At 50.8% G+C, this 23,443-nt stretch carries 14 protein-coding genes and 2 pseudogenes; 7 read left to right on the forward strand and 9 right to left on the reverse strand.

Going from position 1 to position 23,443, the window contains the following annotated elements; translation table 11 throughout:
- Positions 1-457 precede the first annotated feature (457 nt).
- Entirely contained in the window at positions 458-1,564 is a 1,107-nt protein-coding gene (locus Pla110_RS19270) for an acyl-CoA dehydrogenase family protein (protein WP_144998235.1), read from the forward strand.
- 100 nt (positions 1,565-1,664) lie between these two features.
- Complete coding sequence (gene bioA, locus Pla110_RS19275; protein WP_144998237.1) at positions 1,665-3,074, forward strand: adenosylmethionine--8-amino-7-oxononanoate transaminase; 1,410 nt, start codon at positions 1,665-1,667, stop codon at positions 3,072-3,074.
- Between the two features lie 223 nt (positions 3,075-3,297).
- On the opposite strand, the gene Pla110_RS19280 is transcribed toward bioA, so the two are convergent.
- The 9 genes from Pla110_RS19280 to Pla110_RS19320 all read right to left on the reverse strand — a co-directional run bounded on the left by Pla110_RS19280 (position 3,298) and on the right by Pla110_RS19320 (position 17,456).
- Positions 3,298-4,383, reverse strand: a complete 1,086-nt coding sequence (locus tag Pla110_RS19280; RefSeq protein WP_144998239.1) for a sialidase family protein — start codon at positions 4,381-4,383, stop codon at positions 3,298-3,300.
- A gap of 191 nt (positions 4,384-4,574) precedes the next feature.
- Positions 4,575-5,999: a DUF1501 domain-containing protein gene (locus Pla110_RS19285; protein ID WP_144998241.1), complete on the reverse strand. Its 1,425-nt coding sequence runs from the start codon at positions 5,997-5,999 to the stop codon at positions 4,575-4,577.
- A gap of 80 nt (positions 6,000-6,079) precedes the next feature.
- The gene (locus Pla110_RS19290; protein WP_144998243.1) at positions 6,080-8,494 is read right to left on the reverse strand and encodes a PSD1 and planctomycete cytochrome C domain-containing protein; all 2,415 of its coding nucleotides are present in this window, start codon (positions 8,492-8,494) and stop codon (positions 6,080-6,082) included.
- Between the two features lie 355 nt (positions 8,495-8,849).
- Positions 8,850-10,055, reverse strand: coding sequence for an AAA family ATPase (locus tag Pla110_RS19295; RefSeq protein WP_144998245.1), 1,206 nt, complete (start codon positions 10,053-10,055; stop codon positions 8,850-8,852).
- 234 nt (positions 10,056-10,289) lie between these two features.
- Positions 10,290-12,206, reverse strand: a complete 1,917-nt coding sequence (locus Pla110_RS19300; RefSeq protein WP_197440307.1) for a type II and III secretion system protein family protein — start codon at positions 12,204-12,206, stop codon at positions 10,290-10,292.
- Between the two features lie 305 nt (positions 12,207-12,511).
- A complete protein-coding gene (gene cpaB, locus Pla110_RS19305) occupies positions 12,512-13,594 on the reverse strand; it encodes a Flp pilus assembly protein CpaB (RefSeq protein WP_144998249.1) in 1,083 nt (360 codons plus the stop codon).
- Positions 13,595-13,954: 360 nt separating this feature from the next.
- Complete coding sequence (locus Pla110_RS19310) at positions 13,955-14,506, reverse strand: A24 family peptidase (protein WP_144998251.1); 552 nt, start codon at positions 14,504-14,506, stop codon at positions 13,955-13,957.
- A gap of 605 nt (positions 14,507-15,111) precedes the next feature.
- Positions 15,112-15,285 (reverse strand): Flp family type IVb pilin, encoded by a 174-nt coding sequence (locus tag Pla110_RS19315; protein ID WP_144998253.1) that lies wholly within the window; start codon positions 15,283-15,285, stop codon positions 15,112-15,114.
- 656 nt (positions 15,286-15,941) lie between these two features.
- Positions 15,942-17,456, reverse strand: a complete 1,515-nt coding sequence (locus tag Pla110_RS19320; protein ID WP_144998255.1) for a hypothetical protein — start codon at positions 17,454-17,456, stop codon at positions 15,942-15,944.
- 457 nt (positions 17,457-17,913) lie between these two features.
- Between Pla110_RS19320 and Pla110_RS19325 the strand changes: the two genes are divergently transcribed.
- The 5 genes and pseudogenes from Pla110_RS19325 (at position 17,914) to Pla110_RS19340 (ending at position 23,407) form a co-directional block, all read left to right on the forward strand.
- Positions 17,914-18,798, forward strand: a complete 885-nt coding sequence (locus tag Pla110_RS19325; protein WP_144998257.1) for a glycosyltransferase family 2 protein — start codon at positions 17,914-17,916, stop codon at positions 18,796-18,798.
- Between the two features lie 275 nt (positions 18,799-19,073).
- Positions 19,074-19,556, forward strand: a pseudogene (locus tag Pla110_RS23200) (fasciclin domain-containing protein); the annotation flags it as partial.
- A 51-nt stretch (positions 19,557-19,607) separates the two neighbouring features.
- A pseudogene (locus Pla110_RS23205) lies at positions 19,608-20,270 on the forward strand (fasciclin domain-containing protein); the annotation flags it as partial.
- A 308-nt stretch (positions 20,271-20,578) separates the two neighbouring features.
- Entirely contained in the window at positions 20,579-21,967 is a 1,389-nt protein-coding gene (locus Pla110_RS19335) for a DUF1501 domain-containing protein (RefSeq protein ID WP_144998261.1), read from the forward strand.
- Between the two features lie 171 nt (positions 21,968-22,138).
- Positions 22,139-23,407: a radical SAM protein gene (locus Pla110_RS19340; protein ID WP_144998263.1), complete on the forward strand. Its 1,269-nt coding sequence runs from the start codon at positions 22,139-22,141 to the stop codon at positions 23,405-23,407.
- Positions 23,408-23,443: the final 36 nt, after the last annotated feature.

Consider the following 23,443-nt stretch of genomic DNA (forward strand, 5'->3'; position numbering starts at 1 on the left):
GGGCACTTTCTCTGAAGCGAACTTGTCTTCAAATCCTTTCTTCTTTGCTCTAAAAACCGAATAGACTGTCAACAATTCTCATCTCGACGATTTCTTGATCGAATCCAATCGATTTTTGCGACTTCCTGATATTCAAACTCAGGATTACCGGTTTTGGCTTTGCCCCAAGAGGGAATCGACCCCTAGGACAAAAAACGCCAGTCAGGAAGAATTTTGGCAGTGATCTCGTCTCCTGTTCAGGTTGCAACGATTTTTAATTTGTACGAACGGTTATTCTGCGGATCGCTTCTTGTTGGCTACCAGTGACCTCCCCTAAAATGAAGAACAGCTCTACTCATCTAAGGGACCCCTTGTTCTATAAGTTTGGCGCGCGAAGTAGCCTGTCACGCTTTCTCACAGGGCCTCAGCATGCCCGACCTCACTTTGTCACGAAACTCAACTATCACGAAACTCCCCTATGTCGTCTTCCTTTGCCGAATCGGAACTCAGTTTTGAGTCTCCCGCCTATCTGTCGTTGCTCACACGCTTGCGCGATGCGACAGGTGAATTGAACAGCGGGACGATTTCCTGGCCTGAACAACAATTCGCATGGCTGGGCGAAGCTGATGTACTGGGATGGGTCATTCCGGAAGAATATGACGGTTCCGCACTCTCTTCAGCGGAACTCAATCTGGGGTACGAACAACTGGCGTCCGCCTGTTTATGCACTACGTTCGTACTGACTCAACGGAACGGGGCCTGCCAACGGATTGCTGGTTGCGACAATGAAGGGCTTAAACAGCGTCTGCTTCGCGATCTCTGCTCAGGAAAACTTTACGCCACTGTCGGAATCTCACATCTCACGACGTCGCGACAACATCTGAAAAAGCCAGCCGTCTCTGCCGAACCATGTGGATCGGGTTATCGACTGAACGGAACCATCCCCTGGGTTACAGGTGCCGTTGCGGCGGATTACATCGTCACTGGGGCAACCTGCGAAGATGGCCGCCAGCTATTATTGGCACTGAATACGAAGCTGCCCGGCGTCCAATGCGATGCTCCTGAACAACTACTCTCGCTCACGGCTTCGCAAACTGGTCTCGTTCAATTAAAAGACGTCGAACTCCCCGAAGAAGATGTCATCGCTGGACCAGTTCATGAAGTGATGAAGCTGGGAATCGGCGGCGGAACAGGTTCACTCACCACGTCGGCACTCGCTGTGGGCTTATCTCGTACTGCGTTAGATTTAATTCGTATAGAAGCCGAAAGACGCCCCGATTTGGAAGAAATTTTGCATTCGCTGGATGGAACGCGACGCTCCTTGACGGAAAAGATGTGGTTGTCAAATTCTGGGCAAGTTGACCCGGACGATCCGGATTACAGCAGTGGTGTCATTCGTCAACAGGCCAACTCGCTTGCCCTGCGTTCAACCCAGGCAGCACTGACGGCGACCAAAGGACGCGGTTTCGTTCAAGGTCACCCCGCAGAACGGATGGTGCGCGAGGCAATGTTCTTTCTGGTTTGGTCGTGCCCCCAACCAGTGGCTCAGGCCGCACTCCGCGAATTCGCCTGCATCACCGAGTGAATGCTCTCTCCTAGATAAACACTTAATAAACACGTTTTCTTGAACATCCGCCCGCGATGTCGTTTTAAACCCAGATAGTTATAGACCTAGTTTGACTCCCATGAAATCCCCCACGCCTGATCAACCTGAATCAACCCTGCTCTCTTTCTCCGATATTACTCTGCTACGCAAGTGGGATAACGATCACGTCTGGCACCCCTTTGCCCCCATGCAGGCATTCCGGGAAGAGAAAGTGCCAATCATTGAACGGGGCGAAGGCTTCGAACTAATCGACATTGAAGGGAATCGCTATATCGACGGGATATCTTCGCTCTGGTGCAACGTGCATGGGCATCAGGTTCCCGAGGTAGATGAGGCAATCAAGGAACAACTCGCGAAAATTGGGCACACAACTTTGCTCGGTCTGTCGAGTCCACCTTCCATCCAACTGGCTAAAGCGCTGGTGGATCGTGCTCCTGGCGATTTATCGAAAGTCTTTTATTCAGACAGTGGGTCAACCGCCGTTGAAGTGGCCATCAAGCTGGCTTTTCAATATCACCAGCAAAAAGCGGGAGGGCCTGAAAAAAGGACTCGTTTTGTCTGCATGAGTAACGCTTACCATGGTGACACGGTCGGGTCTGTCAGCGTCGGTGGAATCTCGCTGTTCCATCGCATCTATGGAAACCTGCTGTTTGAAACCATTCAAGTTCCGACACCCGTCGCTCTTCGCACTCCGGAAGGTTATACGCGGGTAGGTTATCTCGAACATTGCGTGGCCGAGATGGAACGACTGATCCGGGAAAACCATGAGGACATCGCCGGATTTGTGATTGAACCCCTGGTACAGGGGGCCGCAGGCATGCAAATTCACCCCACCGGCTATCTGAAACGAGTCCGCGAACTAACGCGCGAATATGATATCCCCCTGATCTGCGACGAAGTCGCCGTCGGATTTGGTCGAACGGGTACGTTCTTCGCGTGTGAGCAGGAAGAAGTCGAACCTGATTTTCTCTGTCTGGCCAAGGGAATCAGCGCTGGATACTTACCGCTCGCCGCGACGATGACGACAGATAAAGTCTTCAACGCCTTCCTCGGTGAACCCCAAGAAGGAAAAACATTTTACCACGGCCACACCTATACCGGTAACCCACTTGCCTGTGCCGCTGCCCTCGCATCGTTGGAACTGTTCGAGCAGCAGAACCTGTTGGAACACATTGGTAAACAGACCGCATTAATCGCCGAGAAACTGTCGCCACTCGCCGAGCATCCACACGTCGGAGAGATTCGCCAGAAAGGGATCATGGTTGGCATTGAACTTGTCGGTAGCCGCGAAGGAATGCTGGCCTTCCCGACAACGGCTCGGATGGGACATCAGGTAACTCTCGAAGCCAGAAAACGCGGACTCATGATCCGACCACTGGGCGATGTCATCATCCTGATGCCAGCCCCGGCAATGCCTCTGGATCTGTTGGGCGAAGTCTGTGACATTACCATCGAGGCCATTCAAGCTGCATTAGAATTTCACGCTTGATTTCCCAAATGGACTGGCAGGAAACACTTCTCCCTCTGATTGAGAAGCGTTTGAGGGTAAGAGCGTATTCACACTGGCTTTTCACTTCGCGACCCGGACAACACCTCGTGATTGTCCGGGCTACCCTACCCACTGATACTCAATGCTACCCCCATAATCAGTCATCTATTCACTCACTATGTGAGAGGAATAGATGGGGAGGGTGGGGACAATCGACAACCGCTTAAGGTGCGACTTTGTAGGTGTCGTTCAACACTGCGGACTCGTCAAAGACGAGATGATTGATCTGCGTCCTTCTCCGTGACGTGTAGACGATGTGTATCTTGCCATCCTTCGTCTGAATCGCGGTTGGGTAAGCGGCGCTGTCGCCTGGGATGTTGACGATGTGGCGACGATATGGGTACGACTTGTCGTTGTCGGTTGAGATTGCGATCGTCAACGGCATGCGATGCCCTTCATTGTTGTCGTTAAAGACGAGCATCAAGTGACCGTTTTTCAACTTGATAAAGTCGACTGCCGAGTTTGGATTTTTGAACTCGGTCCGTTTCGCGGGCGACCAGGTATATCCTCCATCGCGAGATTCTGACCGGAAGGTAACTCCTTCTTTCCACGGATCGAATGTGCCACCGCGACGAATGTAGGTAATGAGATAATCGTCATCAATCTGTACTGGCTGCGCCTGTAGATTGCCGATCCCTTTGGAGCGTATTCGGTTACTGTCGGTCCATTCTTGCGTCTTTGGGTTGTACCGCATGAAGTAGCTGCTCGTGTCCTCTGCTGTTCCATCCCGGTCTTCACCTGTTTCGTGATAGACGGGCAGAAGGTAATCGCCATTGTTCAACACAATGGGAGCAGTGCGAACCATCGTCCCCTGTTCGAACTTGAGCATATAAGGATCCGACCACGTATAAGCCCCGTCACGAGAGACTTTGTACTTGATGCGAGCCGACGACCATGTGGGTCCATAGTTGGTAATGTAAAACAACCAGACCATGCCATCGGGTGCCTGCCAGACGGCGGCGTTCCCTTCCGAGCGATTCGGTGTGTCGGCGATCACTTCCAGATTCGTCCACTGATCGCTGTCCTTCTTCTTCCGCAGGCCATAGACCTTCGTGTCACCGTCGTACTCGCCATCGCCACCGTAGTAGGCAATATAAAGATCGCCGTTGCGAAGTTCCGTAATTGTTGCCGGATGTTTATAACCTGCGGGCGCTTCGAGTCCGATGACTTTTTCGACTTTGATGTCATCGTCAGCCAGTACGGAGTGAATCATGAGAAGAGCGAGTATGCTGGTCAGATAGAATCGCATCGGTGATGAGCCTTTCCCCATTCAGTGAGAACTGAACTGGAAATATGGAACTTGCATTACTGAAGTGTGAGTACCGGTCACTCAAATTTAGCAGTTCTAAACCACCATAAGCCAATTCAATCTGCTACAGACACGAAAGAACTCCGGATCCGGTATAAAGAAAAGGCAACAACCAGGTTTTGGGTTCTCTCTTAAGCCAGAAGGTCATGCACTACACGCCCCGCCACATCAGTAAGACGGAAGTCGCGCCCGGCGTGGCGATAGGTCAGTTTTTCGTGATCGAGCCCGAGGAGATGCAGAATCGTCGCATGCAGGTCATGCATATGGACTTTATTATCAACGGCGACATGACCAATTTCATCGGTCGCTCCGTAGGCAAAACCGGGACGAGTTCCTCCTCCCGCCAACCAGACTGTGAAACCGCGAGGATTGTGGTCGCGACCGTTATTACTTTGAGAGAAGGGAGTTCGACCGAACTCTCCTCCCCACCAGATGAGAGTATCCTCCAGCATACCTCGTTGTTCGAGATCCTCCAGTAACGCGGCGACAGGTTGATCGATCGCTTTCGCGTGTTGAGCATGTTTGGGCATATCGGAATGCTGGTCCCATTTTGGATTTCCCGAGGCATCCGAATAACAGACCTGGATGTAACGGACATCGGCTTCCGCCAATCGGCGAGCCATCAAGCATTGCCGTCCAAAGTCTTCGGTCTCTTTGTTATTAATTCCATAGGCTTCGAATGTTGCCGCTGTTTCCGTGGAAAGATTCATGATCTCCGGCGCGTGCAATTGCATTCGATAAGCCAGCTCAAATGAATCAATCGTCGCTTCCAGCCGGTCGTTGTTTAAATCATTTTTTTGCTGAGCACGATTGAGCGCTTGTAGAAAATCAAACTGTTTTTCTTGAAGCAGAGGACTTGTGTGATGATTTTCGATATTGCGGATTTTTGAATCGACCGCCTTCATTCCAGACCGGCCAATGGCCGTCCCCTGATAGATCGTAGGCAGGAAGGCGTTGGCATAGTTACGCGGCCCTCCCTGATTCGGAGACGGATTTAACGTCACGAACCCGGGTACGTTCTTGTTGAGACTTCCGAGGCCATAAGTCACCCAACTCCCCATCGAAGGCCGCACCAGACTGGTTGCACCCGTGTGCAGAAACAACGTGGAAGGACCGTGAGCCACTCCCTCAGTTTGCATCGAATGGATCATGCAAAGCTTGTCGACATGTTTCGCCATTTCGGGAAAGAGTTCCGACACCTGCTGGCCACATTCGCCATGCTGCTGGAACTTCCAGAGCGGTTGCATCAGTTTACGTTTGCTTTTCTTTCCAAACGTATCAAACCGCACGCCCGTAAAGTCGATATCCTGTCCGTTATGTTTGAATAATTCCGGTTTGTAGTCGAAGGTATCAACATGACTCGGACCTCCCCCCATAAACAGGAAGATCACTCGTTTCGCACGGGGCGGAAACATTGGTTGCCGTGCCGAGAGCGGATTCTCACTCGCGCAAGCGGTCTGGCTATGCAGCAAACTACTTAGCGCAAGACTACCGAATCCGCAGGCTGCCTGCGAAAGCCATTCTCGGCGAGTGTTTTTGTATTCGGATTGAGACATTATATTTCACCAGAGCAAATTACGCCAAAGTCGTTAGATCGCTATTAACCCTAAACTGGAAACCGGATATTGGAAAACAATCAATTCAGAAACAGGAAATCGAGAGAGCAAAAGAGAGAGTGACATAGCGAAGTCCATCCTTCGACGTCGTCATCTATGTTCTCTTCCGTACCCTGAAACTGTCGCAGATATTCAAGTGCCAATTGTCTTTCATTCTCTGTCGGCATCCGCCCGAGTGCCTGCAAGTAGATATCTTCCAAGCGAGTTTCATCATTGGGAAGTTCTTGAGACAAAAGTCGTTTGGCCGTCAGTTCCGCTTGTTCCCGCATGAATGGACTGTTCATCAGATAAAGGGACTGCGTCGGTAAAGTGCTTGAAGAACGACGACCCACTACCAAGTTAGGATTGGCCACATCGAACGCTTCAAACAGGTCGAGCATCGCATTCCGAAAGACAGGCACGTAAACTGAGCGGCGGACGGTGTCGAACTCGTAACCGTAATCGTAGGTCGTAAAATGGCGGATCGTAAAACCACCCGGTTTCAGATCCAGCTCTCCCGAAAGAAAGAGCAACGTATCGCGAATCGCTTCTGCATCGAGTCGTTTTTTATGCGCCCGCCAGAGCAGTCGGTTCTCGCTATCCACTTGTGCGGGATGAGGATCGTGCTCTGTCGCGATTCGATAAACGTGTGACAACATGATCTCGCGAACAAGCTGTTTGGTGGACCACCCTTCCTGCATAAAGCGGGACGCTAGATAATCGAGTAATTCAGGATGAGAGGGAATCTGTCCCGTCAGTCCGAAGTTATCCGGCGTACGGACAAGCCCTTCGCCCAACAGATGCTGCCAGATGCGATTCACATACACTCGCGCGGTTAGCGGGTTCTGTTCATCGACGATCCAATCGGCCAGTTCAAGACGTCCGCTCTGCTGATCATTGATACGTGCCCGGTATTCTTCTGAACTCGGAATTACTGACAAAAAGCCGCGTTCCACAACCGGGCCAACATTGTGTGCCGATCCGCGAATATGCAGATGACCGTCTCGAGGCTCGGCAACTTCATTCACACTCATGGCATAGGCCAGTATCGGACGAAGTTGGTTCGTTACCTGGCGATCGACTTTTTTCAGCCGTTCCACCTCGGCATTCAATTCTGCCAGATTTGACTGGGACGAAGGATCGTTTTTTGCCTGTTTGAGTGCCGATTCTGCCTGTTTCAGTTGCTGGCGGGTTTCCTCACGCCGCATTTTCAACTCATCGATTTCTACCTGCTGTTCCGGCAAGACTGGCAACTGACGGGTCACGAATCCAGAGACGTTCGCGAAGGTCAAGACCTCCGTGCTACCGAAGATTCCGGCGAGGGCGTAATAGTCTTTTGTCGGAATCGGATCAAACTTGTGATCGTGACAGCGGGCACAGTTCAACGTCATTCCCATAAAGGCACGACCGGTAGTGTCGATCTGTTCGTCGATCAAGTCCATCCGCAGCAGCGTTTTATCCTGTTGCTCATAATTGGTTGGACCAAGCGTCATAAAGCCAGTGGCAATTAACTGATCCGCTGCCTGTTCAACATTATCTGCCGGCAACAAGTCGCCTGCAATATGTTCTCGGATCAGGTGATTAATGGGTTTGTCATTATTAAACGACTCAATCACATAATCTCGAAATCGCCACGCTTCTTTGAACATCAAACTGCGACCACCACCACTCGACTCGGCAAACCGGACGACATCCAACCAGTGGCGACCCCACCGTTCTCCAAAGTGGGAGGACGCCAGTCCGATATCGATCCGTTCTGCCAACGCTTCTGGTGTTGGTCGAGGATCCTCTAAAAAAGAAAGCACCTCTTCCGCTGTGGGGGGGAGACCTGTTAAGGCATAGCTGACTCGTCGAATAAGACTGGCTCGCGAGGCATCTCCGACTGGTTCAATATCGGCAGACTGTAACTGGGCAAGAATAAACAGATCGATTTTCGATTCCGCCCAGTCATCGTTCTCCAACTGCGGAACAGCTGACTCTATGATTGGCTGGAATGACCAGAACTCTCGCCCCTGCTCCAAATCGATTGATGGCTGTACTGTCGCGGGCTTTCCATCTCGCGGGTCGGGTGCTCCCATTTTAATCCAGGCTTCGAAGTCGGCGATGACGTTCTCTGGAAGTTTCTCCGTTGGCGGCATTTCAAAATTCTCGTGCCGCAGGGCGCCCAGAATCAGACTTTCGTCAGTATCACCTGGAATCACCGCAGGGCCGGAATCCCCCCCCATTTGCATCGCTTCTCGGGAATCGAGCAGCAGGCCACCGAGTACTTTTTCGGAATCAGCGGCGTGGCATTCATAGCAATGTTTGCTGAGCACGGGACGAATACGAGATTCAAAAAAATCAATGCCCTTTTGCTCATCCGGAGTGCGCACCGGTAGCTCATCGGCGATGGCAGCCGGTATCGCAGCGAGTAGAAAACCGCCCAGTAGGAAGAGCGTTTTGAATAACAGGTGCATTGTTCACCTGACTCGTGGAATTGATCAAATAACCGGTAGAGGAGCTTATTGATGGTGACATTCTACAGGCGATCCAGAAACCCTCGGATGGGTCCATTTCTCTATTGGCGTTTCGGCCTTTAATACAGCCACCATCAAGTTTCTGGATGATTTCTATCTTAACGAATTATTCACCTGTTCCCATACCCATTTGAGCACTTTCGCACCTGATTCGATTGATCTTGAATCAGTGTAATTCCTGTCGATTCTTTCTTTGGGCAGCTACCCAACAAAAACAGGCCTGACTCTCCACAAGTGAGAAAGTCAGGCCTGTCTGATTTATTCAGTGATATTCATTTTGACGAAGTCAGCGAACTTACTTCGATTTAAAGAGGCTGAAGATGCTCTTCCCTTTTTTGTTCAGATCGTCTTCGGTCTTCTCAGCCGGCGCACCGCTGAAGCTTTGAGCCATCTGCTGAAAGACTTTGGTCAGTTTGGCTCTGGGAGCTTGCTCAACAAGAGGAATCCCATTGTTACGGGACTCAATCATGGTGGCGTAATCATTTGGGAATTGCCAACCGATATCTCGGCCAATCGTTTCCAACGCTTTGTTCAAGCTGATCTGGCTGTCAGAAAGACCAATTCGGTTCACCACAACCTGAACTTTGTCAGCAATGTTATCGTACTGATCAAAGAATTGGAGAACACGCACGATATTTCTCAGTGAAGGAAGATCGAGCTGTGTCAAAGCCAGTACCGTATTCGATTGAGACAACGCCATCATGTCGATGGGAGTGAACGACTTGCTGACATCGATAATGAGGTGGGTGAAGGTCGCCTTTAATAGCGCGATCACTCGTTTCAATTCTTCAGAGGTCAACACGGAGTTTTCTTCCATCTGCACCGGTCGGGGCAACAGAAAGGCACCGCAATTGTGTTTGGTAAGAGATCGTTTCAACAACGAGAAGTCGAGGCGAGAGATATTCTCCGCGACGTCCTGAATGGTGTAGTCGGGAATGATATCCAACCAGACGTCGGCATCGCCCAGGGCCATGTCGAGGTCCATGATGGCCACCGAATTCCGTTCATCCTGCGCCAGAGCACAACCGAGGTTAACGGCGAGCGATGTACATCCAATTCCACCGGACACTCCAACAACGGAGATAATCTGACTGGATCGCGCGGGAGATCCCTGCTCACTGGTCTGTTTAGTCTGTTTGATCCGCCCCAGGGCGGTCATGAAGTCTTCCAGATTGAGAGGCAGCGCGAGAAACTCTTTCGCCCCGTTTCGCATTGCTCGGAGAATCAGTCGTCCTTCCTGAGAACTACTGACGACGAGTACGCTGCAGTTTGGGACTTCCTGTCCAAGTTTCAGGACGAGATCCAATCCTTTCTCGGGATCGGTATCGAGCGAAACAAGTGCTATTTCTGGCGTGGTTTGCTTAGCGACATCGATGAAGAATTCATATCGAGCGCATTCTGCTTCCAGCCAAAGAGTATCGATTCCGAGCAGCATGTTCTTCAAATTGCTACGGCTGGAATCATCAGGGTCTACTATTGCTAAACGAACGACACCGCTCATTGTTTCACCTAATCACTTGTTGTCACTGTTTCCCTGTTGGCAGATGCTAAAGCCAGGATCGTTTATCGAAACGACCCTTGACTATCTGCAAACAACTTGGACATCGGTTTAAATACGACCTGCGAGTTACAAAACAATTCTTAAGCACTCTTGTGTGTGTAACTGTATGCTTCGTTTCGAAAGCTGTCCGGGTATTTAAACCCGGACAGCTTTCTATTCGGTTAATAATTCAAATCAATTCCCTCCGGGAGCGATCAAACCGTTTGCCGTGCGCGGACGGCGGGGTGCAGGTGTCGAGCGGGGCGGCACTGTCCCTGAGACGGGTTGAATCATTCCGGACGAAGGCTGAATCAATGAGTTGCTTGGAGCCATCATTTGCGACCGACTTGTCTGGTCTGGAATTCTGGGAGCCGCTGGCGGAGCAACCGGAGGTAACTCGTTCGGAACGGGCTGTTGATAGGTCCGTGAAGGCAGCATCTGAACTGGTTCTGGTCCTGGTCCTGGCATTACCGTACCATTCTGAATTGGAGAATGCTCGATGACTGTTCCTTCTGAAATTACTCTGTAGTCCTGATCAGGTCCACCAGAAGAGATCACTCGACCGGAAACACCTGCCTGACAGCTGACACATCCCGCTTCGCAGCCGGAACACATGTCGCCATAATTGGGAACTTCCAACATGCCATCCATATAAAGTTCGCGGTCGGTCGGAGTAGTTGTAAATCGTCCAGGTCCCCCCGGTGGTACTTCTTCGCTGGAGAGTGGTCCGACGACTTCCGGAGTCACCATGATGATGACCTCAGTTTCGCCTTCATCGTATTGCTCACGTCGGAATGCGGCACCAATGTAGGGCAACTCTCCGAGGAATGGAACCTTATGAGTTTCTGCTTTATCCCGGTTCGACAACAGACCGGCGATAACCAAAGTCTGTCCAAAGTTCATTTCAACCTGAGTATTCACGCGACGAGTGGTGATCGCCGGCACAGTAGTACCAGAGAGGGTCACCGCATTCGCGAAGTCCGTTTCAGAAACTTCAGGTTGCAGTTCTAACCGAAGTCGACCATTACCCAACAGAATGGGAACCGCTTCGAGGCTCGTTCCGAAAGGCCGGTATTCAACGGAGACAGTACCCAGACTCTGAGGAACAAGAATCGGAAATTCCCCCCCCGCCAGCAGGCTGGCAGGACGACCATTCGAGGCTACCAACTCGGTGTTTGAATAAATCTTCAGGAGAGATTCTTTTTTCAGAGCTTCAAGGAAACCATTGAAGATGGTATCTGGTCGAACCACACCGAAGGTTAATGTCGAATCAGCCAACGCACTGGTACGGACAGCAGCAGCAGGAGCGGATCCTGCGGCACTCGTCAGACTCGCCAATGGAGTCAGCTGTCCCGGAGTACTGGCGAAGTAACCGTTTTCTCCAAGCAGGAGGAAGTTGAAACCAAACTTCCTTAGTTTGGCCCGCTGGACTTCCATGACAATAATCTTCAGTTTGATCTGCTGTTCGCCACCGAAGTCCATCTGATTGATAACAATAGGAAAGAACTGCTCAGCCACGTCGACAATACGTGTGATTTGCTCGGGTTTAGCGACAAAACCTCGTAAAACGATCGATTCGGGAGAGACTTTAATCGCTCGCACGGCCGAGTCGGGGAACAAGTCGTTGATCATGGCCTGCAGATAACGAACGTCTCCTTCGACATAAATTTCGAGGTTATAGACCTTCTCGTTTTCGTCGGTCAAAGTTACCTGGGTAACTCCCTGTGACATCGCCTGCAGACGAATTTGATTCGGGGTGATCGCCGTGACTTGAAGTACGTTCGGGTCAAAGCCATCCACTCGCAGGATCTGCTGTTTGAGCTCGACGACCTTCGTGAACGTCTCAATCATGTTGATACGCACAGTCGGTTTATCCAGCTTGATGATAGGTTCGCTCGAAGTAGGTGCTTCGGAACCAACCATCTCCGGCCCCTGGGCCCATAGACTGGAAGCCGTCAGACAGAGAGCGACGCAACAGAACATGATGTTCTTCACCGCAGACATTAGTCGGCGGGAGCGTGACCAATCTGACTTCTGAAAAGTCGAACAGGACGAGTTCCGGTCAGAAATACCGTGGCTGAGGCAATTAATATGGCAGAATCGAGTTTGCATCCCTGCACCTTCTCCTTTGAAGGAGTTGTTGATCCGAACTAACTTCGCCGATTGAGTAAAACTCATTCGATTGAAATCAGTCCCTTCCCTGTCATGTACTGTAAGTACTGCTAACCGCGGCGATCCTGCCGACAAAATCAGTCAGTCCAAAAGCCTTCTACCCGCACGCGGCCAGAAGACAGTCCGTATCAATCAGGCGTCCCCTGCCACTGATGTTTAGTCAGGGCAGGAGCTTTCTGATTACTTCATAATTTCGTTTTACTTCAACGCATCTGATTCATGTCGAATAATTCGTATCGAACGATTTAAAACTGAAATCCGTTGTTATCTGGATCAGGTAGCGATGTCTGCTGAGCCGCGTTTGAATTGATACTGGCCCTTTGATATTTGGAACCACTATCTTCAACCCGAATTGCTTTGCCATCTTCGGTGTATTCGAAGTCGACTTGTTCGCTTTCCTGTCCAGAGAAAATCGTCATTTGCCATTTAGGTCGTTCTGGTTCTGGTTCCAAAGCGACCGTGTCAGCAGGAGGATTTTCCGGCTTGGCCTCGTTCGCAAGGAATTTGCGAATGTCGTTAGTATCGTTGTTGTCTTCGTCGATCTGAACACCTTCGAGGTTGTTCTGATAATCGGTTGGATTTTCATCGGCAACACCGAAACTCGATTTACCATCATCGAAGATGGACTCATCAATCATGGCAACATGGGCTTCGGTATCATCAGTAGGTGATCGAAGAGCGAGGGTCAAATCCCCTTTGCTTTCGGCCAGCTTTAAGTAATTGACTTGTTCAGGCGTGACCAGCAGCGAGACATTCTTCGCCTGGACTTCCGAGGAATCGGCAGCCCGGTCCCGCATGGAGTCTGTCGCGAAGACCTTAATGAACTCAAGTACAGTCATCGTCTTCCGCCGCATCTCAGAACGACCGCCTGACGTTTCTCGAGACTGGAAAGTCACGAGTACGTCTACCCGGTCGCCTGGCAGCATTAATCCACTGTGACTTGTTGTTTGATTTACCTTAACGGTAACCACTCGCATTCCGTTGGGAATTTCCGTTGCGGCACCGGAGACTCCACGAGCACCTAATTTGGCGAGCATAATTGGCTCACCGGGAACAGCGCGTGTGAGAATCGCCCGCTCCTGGAATTCTTCGCTTTTCGTAACCGCCCCTATCGGAATGGCCTCGAGCGGCAATTCTTTGAAGGCGGAGTTCGTCTCACTCAACATGGTACCCGGTCCAATATCTTCAATTGCAACCAGCACTGGCCCATACGCAATCGTTTGAGCCGCTTCAGCCGGTTCGCGATCCATGACCTGTCGCACTCCGAGCATGGCCACCAGACCACAGGTTAGCGCGACTAACCATAACATCATCGATTTCGATTTCATTTGAGTTCCCTTCGAGGCAGTCCACCCAGGTTTCTGGAACCATGTTCGTGAAACTTAACGCCTTTGACAGTAGCTAGTTAAACGAAGCAAGCTGTCGTTATTCGAAGGTCACCATCTTTTGCCGGTTCTCAAGATGCGCAACATCGGAGAGACCAGTTAGAAACAACATCGGCAGGGAGATGGTAAAAGCTTCAGTTTATAACGGTTTTATCACTTGGTTTCGTTATAGGGGATGTAAGGAAAGCCCGGTTGCCCACTCTGAGCAATTTCAGAAGGAAGGCGCCCCGGGCGTTTGTCCTGTATTCATTCAAAATTCTGCCGGACCCGGTTGCAGGTCCGGCAGTTGTACTTATTACAAAATCAGATCAGGTTGGCGTAGCAGAAGTAAGCGATCGATCCGATGCAAATCGGAATTCCGTATGGAAGCAGAAACATCTGCGGTTTCCGGCGAGCGGCAATCTCGGAAAGTTGCCGCGGATCTTTGACCGCCATCCATTCCATCAGGATCATCATGAAGTTCTCATAATGTTTCCGGAAACTCTTCCGGTACAACACCATGCAGATTGCCATCAGGGCCCCTACGATTGTGGAAAGGCAGAAGGCATAGAAGGTAATCGTCGCTCCGACCCAAGCTCCCATTCCGGCCATCAGCTTGACGTCCCCCGCCCCCATCCCGCCAACGGCGTATAAAGGAAGCAGACAGAGCAAGCCGACGCACATACCTAAGAGACTGAAACCCAGTCCTTCCAGCCCGCCTGTCCATGTGCAATAGACAATGCCGGAGAGAACCATAGGAAAGGTAATCCAGTTGGGAACGCGGAGTTCCTTGCCGTCAATCCACGCTGCAACGATCAATACAATCGAAACGAATTTGATATCCCAGTGCTGGGTCAGGAATTCATGCCAATCCATAATGATGGGTCCTTTATCTTCAGGTATCCCGTAATGGGAGTGAGTCGTAGTTTTAAGAATGGTGTGTGGTGATAATTCTCTGAACTCGGACCTGATTTATTCGGACATCAAAGTCACTTGTGAAAGGTGACGTCTGCTGGAGTTTCGAGAATCGCGTCTATCTTGTCCGGTCGCGGACAACGATATCGCATCGTTGCCCGCAGGTATTTGTTGTTTGCATTTAATATTGTTGAACGAGTTGCCTGGCCAGTAAGAGGCGACCCTGTCGCCAGAACTCAACTGATTCGGCGCAGCAGCTAGGCACTGCGAAAACAGCACAAGGTGGAAAACACGATTGCGACACCGGCGATGAATAGACCGGACATTTCTGCAAATGAGTTCTCAGTCATTTCAAATACGAATGGAAGCATGTTTCTTGCTTTCTGCTGACTGCCAATAGGATAGGGAGAAGAGAATTGGGAGTAACAAGTGGTTTCCAATTGAGAATCTGTTGAATGTATCTCAAAGAGAAACAGGTCAGGGTGAAAAGAGTCGTCCAGCCGGACAGAGCGTCCGGCTGAACGACCGACTCACACCATTTCGCAGATTGACTTGAGGTCAATCGATTAAGTCAGGGCGTCACGAACGGCTTCGAACTTGACGTTGGCGTTCGTTCCGATCGCGGAGATCGCGGTCAGACAGACGATGACGATCAGGGCTAACATGACTGCGTACTCAACTGCAGTTGGGCCGTCTTCTGAAATCAGGAATTGTTTTACACTGTTGGCGAAGTTTTTCATTTGGAGTCCTCTCTGAAATTTTTCGAATTCTGCTCACCGTTCATGGTGAACTCACTTAACTTTTTGAGACGTTTCGTCAGTACACCTGAGGAACTATCTCTGCACCCATTTCGCCTCATACACATGAGGAAAAACTCAAATCTCAACTTTCGAAGTTCGAAAGACCAGTTTGCGAATCAGTCGGCTGTAAAGCCGGTTGTTCCTGTCAGTGGCGACGGCCGTTGTATGTGGGAGAGAGGTTTCTCTTCCGGGGAGTTGCTTACCTGACTGGCTGGCACTGCAAACTTATTACATGGGGCTCGAGAGTCAAATTGGATTTGTCCGCGCCAAATCAGATTTTGGCCTGTTGCGAATGGTAAACAGCACATCAGTCGCAAACCAAAGAGTGAGGCCAAGTTACGTGATGTTTACCAATGTCATCACGGAAATATTTCAAACAATTTCTCTGGCCGTTACATTTTTCCACGCCAGCCCAGTCTTAATGAGTCTGAAACGGCTGTAGCAATTCAGACGAGCGCATGTCACGCACGATGTGCAGCGTTTTCTCAATCGGGCAACGAGGAAAGCACAGCCCGAACGAATCGAGAGGGAGAACCGTTCAGGTCTAACATCGAGAGGCGGATTTCTAGAGCGCGAAAACTAAGTCGTCAAAAATTTTAATTTTTTTGCCAGTCACTCAGTTTTTGTTCGATCCGTTGGCGATCAAGTTGGTCTGGAGAGCAGTTCGCCAGGGCATATTCCAGATGAGAAATTGCCGCCTGGGTTTCTCCTTCCGCGTGCAAAGTGTTCGCCATTTGAATCTGAACGACCGCCAACTGCGGAACTTGCTCAATAGTATAGGTCCAGAGCGACATTCCGTTTCGCCAGACAGGCATATAAGCCGCCGTCTTGCTGGTATAAGTGACCACGAGCAACAAACCGGTCATCAAAAACGCCCAGCGAACACGGTTGGGGTCGGAAAGTGCCGAATCCAGCAATGCTCGGCGAGACTCTATTGCCTCCCCCAATCGCTGTCCTATCCAGCCTACGCATTGCGACAACGCAGCTGCCAGCAGTGCAAAGAATGGAATCGAAGGCAGATAAAGGTATCGGTCGTTCATTAATGTGGTAATGGGGAACAGATTCAGCACCGGCAATAGACAGAGCAGCATAATCGCCAGGGCCCATCCGAACTGAGGCAGGCGATTTCTCAAACACCAGGCGCCAGAGGCGACCAATCCCCACCCTGCGATCGCCAGCCAGACCATCCCTCCCAGGCCGCTGGTCGCTGGATCATATAAGACAGAGAGATTTTGCGGCCACAGCAGCATTCCCACATAATGCCAAAGGATCACGGCGTCGATCTGCAGGATTTCCAGACGCGATAAATCAAGATGCCCCCGCACGCCTCCCAGTTCACTGTTCTGGGCGGACATATTAATAATCAATAACCAGGCAGCCAATAACCCCGGAATAAACTGTCTAGCGACGGACTCCGACTTCGTCTTTTTCACTATGAAGACGTCGTACAGCAGCACGATAGGTGGAACCATTACGGCAATGATCTTGGTCAGCAACGCCAGAACCAGAAAACTCAGGCCCCAGATTTCCTGTCGGGTGGTGCGTTCGGGTCGTAGCCAGCAGAGCAGAGAAGCCAACATGAAGGTCGCTGAAAGCAGTCCCTTACGAGAGGAAATCCAAACAACGGATTCAACATGAACAGGATGAACGGCAAATAACGCCGCTGCAACGAAGGCAACCGTTCGGTTCGGAACGAAACGAAGCAACAGCACATAGACCAAGGCTGCATTCATTGCATGCAGTAGAATATTGGTCAGGTGATATCCTCCTGGCCATAACCCCCACAAAGTATGGTCAACGAGATAAGAGTATAAATTCAACGGGGCATAGTTCCGGATCGCGATCTCGGTCGCAATCTGGTACAGGTTTCCCGGTGCCCAGGATTTGATCATCTCGTTATCGACGACATACCAGGGATCATCCCAGTTGACGAAATCATAAGTAATCGCCGGACCGAAGCAGGCAATCGTCAACAGAATCAGGCAACAGGCGGGAGAGACAACACGCAGCCCTCCCAGTCTTTCCACCAGCGCCCCCCACAGACGGCCAGGGTTTACGTCAGGTTTTTCAGACTGAGTGGAATCGGTTTCGGGACGTGTGGCGATGCTCATGCGTATGATCTTCTGTTTTCAGCTCGACTCATGCGTTTGGGGCCAGTTTGGAATTACCTCACTGTTACTATCGGTTCCCCAGCTGCGAAATCCGGCATGAGTTCCCAAAACATAGCTCACTCTGCCAGGAGGAATCAGACCGCGGCGAGAATTCATAGAGATGTGAACTGCGTTGGACTCTCTCAATGCTGGCAATTGGGAGCATCGCTATTACATATCAACGTCTCTGGTGGCTGCGTAATCGATATAACCGTTAATCCTTACGTTTCCTGCCCGACATGAACCTCGATTCAGGGATTACCATTAAAGAGAACCGTGTCGGTCGGGGTACTGTGAGCTATCTCTTTATTGTTAAGAAATCCCACGCATCCAAAGCACCTACGCTTTCCGCATACATCTCTGCCCGCCCGGATTCGGGGCCAGCCGTTCTTTTTCGTCGTTCTGGATACTTCGTTTCATGAAACCAATAACCCTGAACAATACCCTGAGTAACCAGACGAAAACGATTACTTCGATCACCTCTGAAGTACTGGACGAGACGCCCGTTGCAGAAGACGAATCCCATCCGTTGATGAAAATTGAACGTATTCTGCAAGAGGCCGCCAGGCCGGATGCGCATGCCAGAAGAACAGTCGTCGTCCTGCCTGCTTTCAACGTCGAAGCAACTCTGGAACGCACAGTCCATCAATTGCCCGGTAGCGTAATTGACGAAATCATTTTGGTTGACGATGGAAGCACAGACCAAACCGTCCGTATCGCCCGGGGGCTCGGTCTGCGCATCTATCGTCAACCGAAAAGTCGCGGGTATGGTGCCAATCTCAAGATGTGTTATATGCATGCTCTTGAACGGGGCGGGGACTTTGTCATCGTGCAGAACCCCAACGCACAATACGACTGCCGCCTCATATCCAGCATGATTGACCTGCTGCAAAACGACATGTGCGACATGGTCATCGGATCCAGATTGCAAAATCGGCGTGGGGCCAAAGAAGTCGGTATTCCGCTGCACAAATATGCCGGCAATCGAATTATGACGACCATGCACAACGCCTTGCTTCGCCAAAATATTTCGGACTGCTTCTCCAGCTTCCGTGGGTATCGCCGCCAGGTTCTGAAGAAGATTCCGTTCATGCGAAACTCCGATGGGATTGTATTTGATAGCCAGGTTCTGGCGCAGACTGCTCACTTCGGATACCGGATCACTGACATTCCGGTCGTAGGTTGTTCTTCCGACCGTAGCTTGAAGGAAGATCTGGACTACGGCATGGGTGCCCTCCGTGTGCTGGCCAGTTACTGTGGCCATAAAACAGGTCTGCGAAAACGTCCCATCTTTAAATCGTAAACAGGCTCTGTTTCCATTGCCGCCCCGAGCGCAGCAACCACCAGGTTTCAGGACTGGTTCTCGTTTACAAACAATCCGCTTCATCGACGAACTTTTCGTGCGTCCACCCGCTTCCGCGCCTGCTTGCGTGAAATCCTCCTGCTTTTTTGATTTCGAGTGGTCAGACCAAATCGACCGTCTTTAATTCATGTATGTATGAAAACGAGATTGGCCAATCGTCGGTTTTCCTGAATATTTTGGATCAAGAAAAATACCCGCTTTCAGGAGTTAAGCAAATGTTTCGCAAGGTAAACAAGATTGCTGCGTTCGCCGTGGCTGGTCTACTCGTCTGTTCTCAAACACTACACGCAGCATCGAAAGATATTGTTACGACGGCAGTGGAAGCCGGCAGCTTTAAAACACTGGCCAAAGCTCTCGATGCCGCCGGGCTCGTCTCGACACTACAGGGCGATGGTCCTTTTACTGTCTTCGCCCCTACCGATGAAGCCTTCGCAAAATTACCCGAGGGAACAATTGAGACTCTGCTCAAACCCGAAAACAAAGAGATGCTCGCTGGCATTCTTACCTACCATGTCGTCTCCGGAAAAGTGAACGCTGCCGCGGTCACCAAAATCTCCGGTGCAACGACTGTTAACGGTCAGCAAGTGGACATTGTCGTTGAAGATGGGTCTGTGATGATCGATGGGGCCAAAGTCATCAAAGCGGATATCGAATGCACCAACGGCATCATTCATGTCATCGATTCAGTCATTCTGCCTGCCGATGCCAATCTGGTAGAAACCGCAATTAACGCGGGAAGTTTTAAAACACTAATTGCCGCTGCTGAAGCTGCTGGACTCGCCGAAACACTGGCGACCGGCGGTCCATTCACAGTCTTCGCCCCCACGGACGAAGCCTTTGACAAACTTCCAGAAGGGACAGTCGAGTCTCTGCTTAAGCCGAAGAATAAGGCGAAGCTCGCCAGCATTCTAAAGTATCACGTTGTTTCGGGCAGAGTCTATTCCGCTCAAGCGGTGAAACTGGGAGAAGCGGAAACACTTCTGGGACCGGCTGTTAACATCAAAGTGAATGCAGACGGAGCGATGGTCAATAACGCTGGACTTGTCGCAACCGACATCGACGCTTCCAACGGAGTCATTCATGTGATTGATACCGTGCTCATGCCACCCGAAGCAAAAACGACGTCGATGAAACCGGCAGACAAAATGCAGGCCGATCAGATGATTGAACAGGCCATCGCAACGGGTTCCGCTCAATATAATCAGGGAGACCATGCGGCCTGTGCTCAGTTGTATGACAATACGGCAGCACAAGTGTTAAAGATGAATCCGCGTGCTCTCTCAGCCCGAACGTATCAGTCGATGCAAACAGCGTTGAATCATTCACGTCAAATGAATTGCAGCACCTCGCAAGCTTGGGCCCTGCGTCGAGCACTTGATCATGCCTATGCTGATTTGACTGAAACTCGCTAGGCAGTAAACCAGATATGTGCTGGCAAAAAGGAAATTTGAAAAAGCTGAGGAACTTTTTGTTCCCAAGGAACCGGCTCTTGTCTTCGGGCAAGAGCCGGTTTTTTAGTTTTGAATCAGTTATCGAGTCAAATTAGAGTGCAAAAAAGAACTCCCGTTGCAATTTGCGGCTAAAACGTTGATATTTGAAGGATTCTATGAGTCGACGTTCCCGAAGTCAGCGCATTACCCCGGTTGCTTGTGACTGAACCCTGACTATAGAGATTTCTTAGAACCGATACTCGCGACACTTTATCTGGACAAGATCTTCTATGTTCCGATCCTCTAGAAAAACCAATAAGTCTTTCCCCGATCGGAATTGTCCCGGCACGCTAAATCGCCGGTCCTTCCTCAAAGCGGGTGCCTCGACTCTGGGTGGATTGACGCTCCCTCAATTGCTACGAATGCAGAGCGCGAATGCAGAGCCGTCAGTTGAATTGCCACAGAACAAGTCGATGATCGTCCTCTGGCTGTGGGGTGGCCCCAGTCATATGGAGACATTCGATCTCAAACCGGAAGCGCCGATTGAATATCGTGGCGAGTTTTATCCAATTGAGACGAACGTTCCCGGGATCCGTATTTCGGAGCATCTTCCCAAACTGGCACAACTGGCTGACAAGTATTCAATCATACGATCCCTCAGTCACGACAGTCCGGGTCACGTCAACAGCACACACACCCTGGTGACCGGTTATCCGGGCAACCTGGTCGAAACGCCCCCTTACCGACCGGACCATCCCGATATGTGGTCGGTCATTTCTCACTTTAAAGGGCCGGTTCATGAAGGCGTCCCCGCCCATGTCAGTCTGCCACGCGTTCGGTACCCCGGTGCCGCATACCTTGGTGGTGGGCTTGATCCGTTTGTCATGAATTCTGATCCCAATGATCAGAACTTCAAAGTCGACAACGTCAAATTCGAAAACATTTCCGTCGGTCGTGCTCAAGACAGGTTGGCATTAAAATCTCAGTTCGATCGACTCCGTCGCGACATTGATACGGGGCAGTCGATGGATACGATGGATCTGTTCGACGAAAAAGCGATGGCGATGCTGACCAGCGGTCGCGCCGAGCAAGCATTCAACATCGAAGCAGAAACGGACGAAATACGTGACTGGTACGGTCGTCATGCTGTTGGTCAGCGATGCCTGCTGGCTCGGCGACTGGTCGAAGCAGGGGTACGGCTGGTCACAATCGACTTCCCCTATGTGCCCGGGCAAAAAGCACGCAGTTGGGACGACCATGCTTCCGTTTGGAATATCTTCACGGAAATGAAACACCGATTACCGGTGCTCGACCAGGTCTGTGCAGCGACCATCAGCGATCTCTATGAACGAGGATTACAGGATGAAGTCATGTTTGTCGTTATGGGCGAGATGTCCCATACACCTCGCCTGAGTAACTTCAACGGACAACCTGGGCGGGAACATTGGGGCAAAACGATGTCGCTGTTGCTCTCTGGAGGTGGTCTGAATATGGGGCAGATCGTCGGCTCGACCAATTCCAAAGGTGACGAGGTGACCTCCAACCCGTTTACTCCCAACGATTTTCTGGCCACGATTTACAAATCGATGGGCGTCCCTTTTGGAACGCATGTGACCGACTTTGGTGGACGTCCCACTCCTCTGGTACCGTCTGGCTCTCCGATTGCCCAGCTATTCTAAGTCGCGTCACAATCGAAATCTTCCGGCTGCTTTGCCCCGTTTCGACCTCGAAAACGAACAGGTGGTTGCCTCCGTGGGTAGCGGAGGGATAAGATAGCTGGAAGAAGAGACCTTCCCACCGGGACCCTCACACCCGATTGCCCACTACTTCTCTCCGGACGACCCTGCACCATGTATTTGCGAATGGCACAGCGATTTCTCACCCGCGTTGATAAACGAGGACTCTGGAAGCTCGGTTACAATATGGGCTGGAAAGGGATGCGTTCTGTTCAGAAGTTCAAAAAACGACTGAAAAAGGGGGATGTCTTTCCTCCCTTCCTCTATATCTCCATCATCAACAGTTGCAACCTGCGCTGTCAGGGATGCTGGGTCGATGTCGCCGCGAAACAGTCCCGCATCGATCTGGAGGCCATGAACAAGCTGATCGGCGAAGCCAAAGAGATGGGAAACTCCTTCTTTGGAATTGTCGGTGGTGAACCGTTCATGCATCCGGAGCTGCTCGATATTATCGCGGCTCATCCCGACTGCTATTTCCAGGTGTTCACCAACGGACAATTCATCACCGATGAAAAAGCGAAACGACTCAAGGAACTCGGAAATGTCACTCCGTTAATCTCGGTGGAAGGTAACGAAACAGTCAGCGATCAACGGCGTGGTCGCGAAGGGGTACTGAACAAGACGATGGAAGGGATTCAGAACTGCCTGAATCATAAAGTCTTCACCGGCGTCTGCACTTCGCTTTGTCAAACAAATTATAAAGACCTGCTTCAGGAAAGCTGGGTTGATCGCCTGATTGAGATGGGTGTGATGTATACCTGGTTCCACGTCTATCGACCTATGGGACCGGAAGGTTGTCCCGAGTTGGCACTGACTGCAGATCAGCAATTTGAAGCACGAAAATTTGTGGTCGAAATGCGTGCCAAGAAGCCGATCATTATTATCGACGCCTACTACGACGGAGAAGGGCGGGCCGTTTGTCCTGCGGCTACTGGCATCTCCCACCATATCAGTCCCTGGGGTGGAATCGAACCTTGTCCCATTGTGCAATTTTCGAAAGAAAATATTCACGACGAGAACACCACGCTCAAAGAAAAGTTCCTCGGCTCCAGCTATCTCAAAGAGTTCCGTCAACTCGCTCGTTCAACGACGCGAGGTTGTATCGTATTGGAACGACCAGACCTGCTCAAGCAGTTAATGGACAAGCAAAACGTCCCTGATGGCACCGCCCGCAAAACGGCACTCGCGGAACTGGAAGCGATGGAAGTTCGCACTTCGCAATACAATCCTGCACATCAGATTCCAGAAAAAAACTGGATCTATCGTATTGCCAAACGGTACTGGTACAACGATTTTGGCGTGTACGATGGCCATGATCACAGCGAGACATCTGCCCCGGCTCTTGTACAACTGGACGTACCTGAATCGGTAACCGCTGAGTAGCTCGCTCCTGCAGCGACTGTCAGTCCAACGAAATGT

It is taken from the genome of Polystyrenella longa, from assembly GCF_007750395.1.
GTDB lineage: Bacteria > Planctomycetota > Planctomycetia > Planctomycetales > Planctomycetaceae > Polystyrenella > Polystyrenella longa.

What these genes read in the sequence shown, in the direction of transcription:
- Pla110_RS19295 (WP_144998245.1), bottom strand. Translation starts at nt 10,055, where the DNA reads ATGAGCGGTGTCGTTCGTTTAGCAATAGTAGACCCTGATGATTCCAGC.
- bioA (WP_144998237.1), top strand. Translation starts at nt 1,665, where the DNA reads ATGAAATCCCCCACGCCTGATCAACCTGAATCAACCCTGCTCTCTTTC.
- Pla110_RS19280 (WP_144998239.1), bottom strand. Translation starts at nt 4,383, where the DNA reads ATGCGATTCTATCTGACCAGCATACTCGCTCTTCTCATGATTCACTCC.
- Pla110_RS19290 (WP_144998243.1), bottom strand. Translation starts at nt 8,494, where the DNA reads ATGCACCTGTTATTCAAAACGCTCTTCCTACTGGGCGGTTTTCTACTC.
- Pla110_RS19270 (WP_144998235.1), top strand. Translation starts at nt 458, where the DNA reads ATGTCGTCTTCCTTTGCCGAATCGGAACTCAGTTTTGAGTCTCCCGCC.
- Pla110_RS19320 (WP_144998255.1), bottom strand. Translation starts at nt 17,456, where the DNA reads ATGAGCATCGCCACACGTCCCGAAACCGATTCCACTCAGTCTGAAAAA.
- Pla110_RS19340 (WP_144998263.1), top strand. Translation starts at nt 22,139, where the DNA reads ATGTATTTGCGAATGGCACAGCGATTTCTCACCCGCGTTGATAAACGA.
- Pla110_RS19310 (WP_144998251.1), bottom strand. Translation starts at nt 14,506, where the DNA reads ATGGATTGGCATGAATTCCTGACCCAGCACTGGGATATCAAATTCGTT.
- Pla110_RS19325 (WP_144998257.1), top strand. Translation starts at nt 17,914, where the DNA reads ATGAAACCAATAACCCTGAACAATACCCTGAGTAACCAGACGAAAACG.
- Pla110_RS19315 (WP_144998253.1), bottom strand. Translation starts at nt 15,285, where the DNA reads ATGAAAAACTTCGCCAACAGTGTAAAACAATTCCTGATTTCAGAAGAC.
- Pla110_RS19285 (WP_144998241.1), bottom strand. Translation starts at nt 5,999, where the DNA reads ATGTCTCAATCCGAATACAAAAACACTCGCCGAGAATGGCTTTCGCAG.
- cpaB (WP_144998249.1), bottom strand. Translation starts at nt 13,594, where the DNA reads ATGAAATCGAAATCGATGATGTTATGGTTAGTCGCGCTAACCTGTGGT.
- Pla110_RS19300 (WP_197440307.1), bottom strand. Translation starts at nt 12,206, where the DNA reads ATGCAAACTCGATTCTGCCATATTAATTGCCTCAGCCACGGTATTTCT.
- Pla110_RS19335 (WP_144998261.1), top strand. Translation starts at nt 20,579, where the DNA reads ATGTTCCGATCCTCTAGAAAAACCAATAAGTCTTTCCCCGATCGGAAT.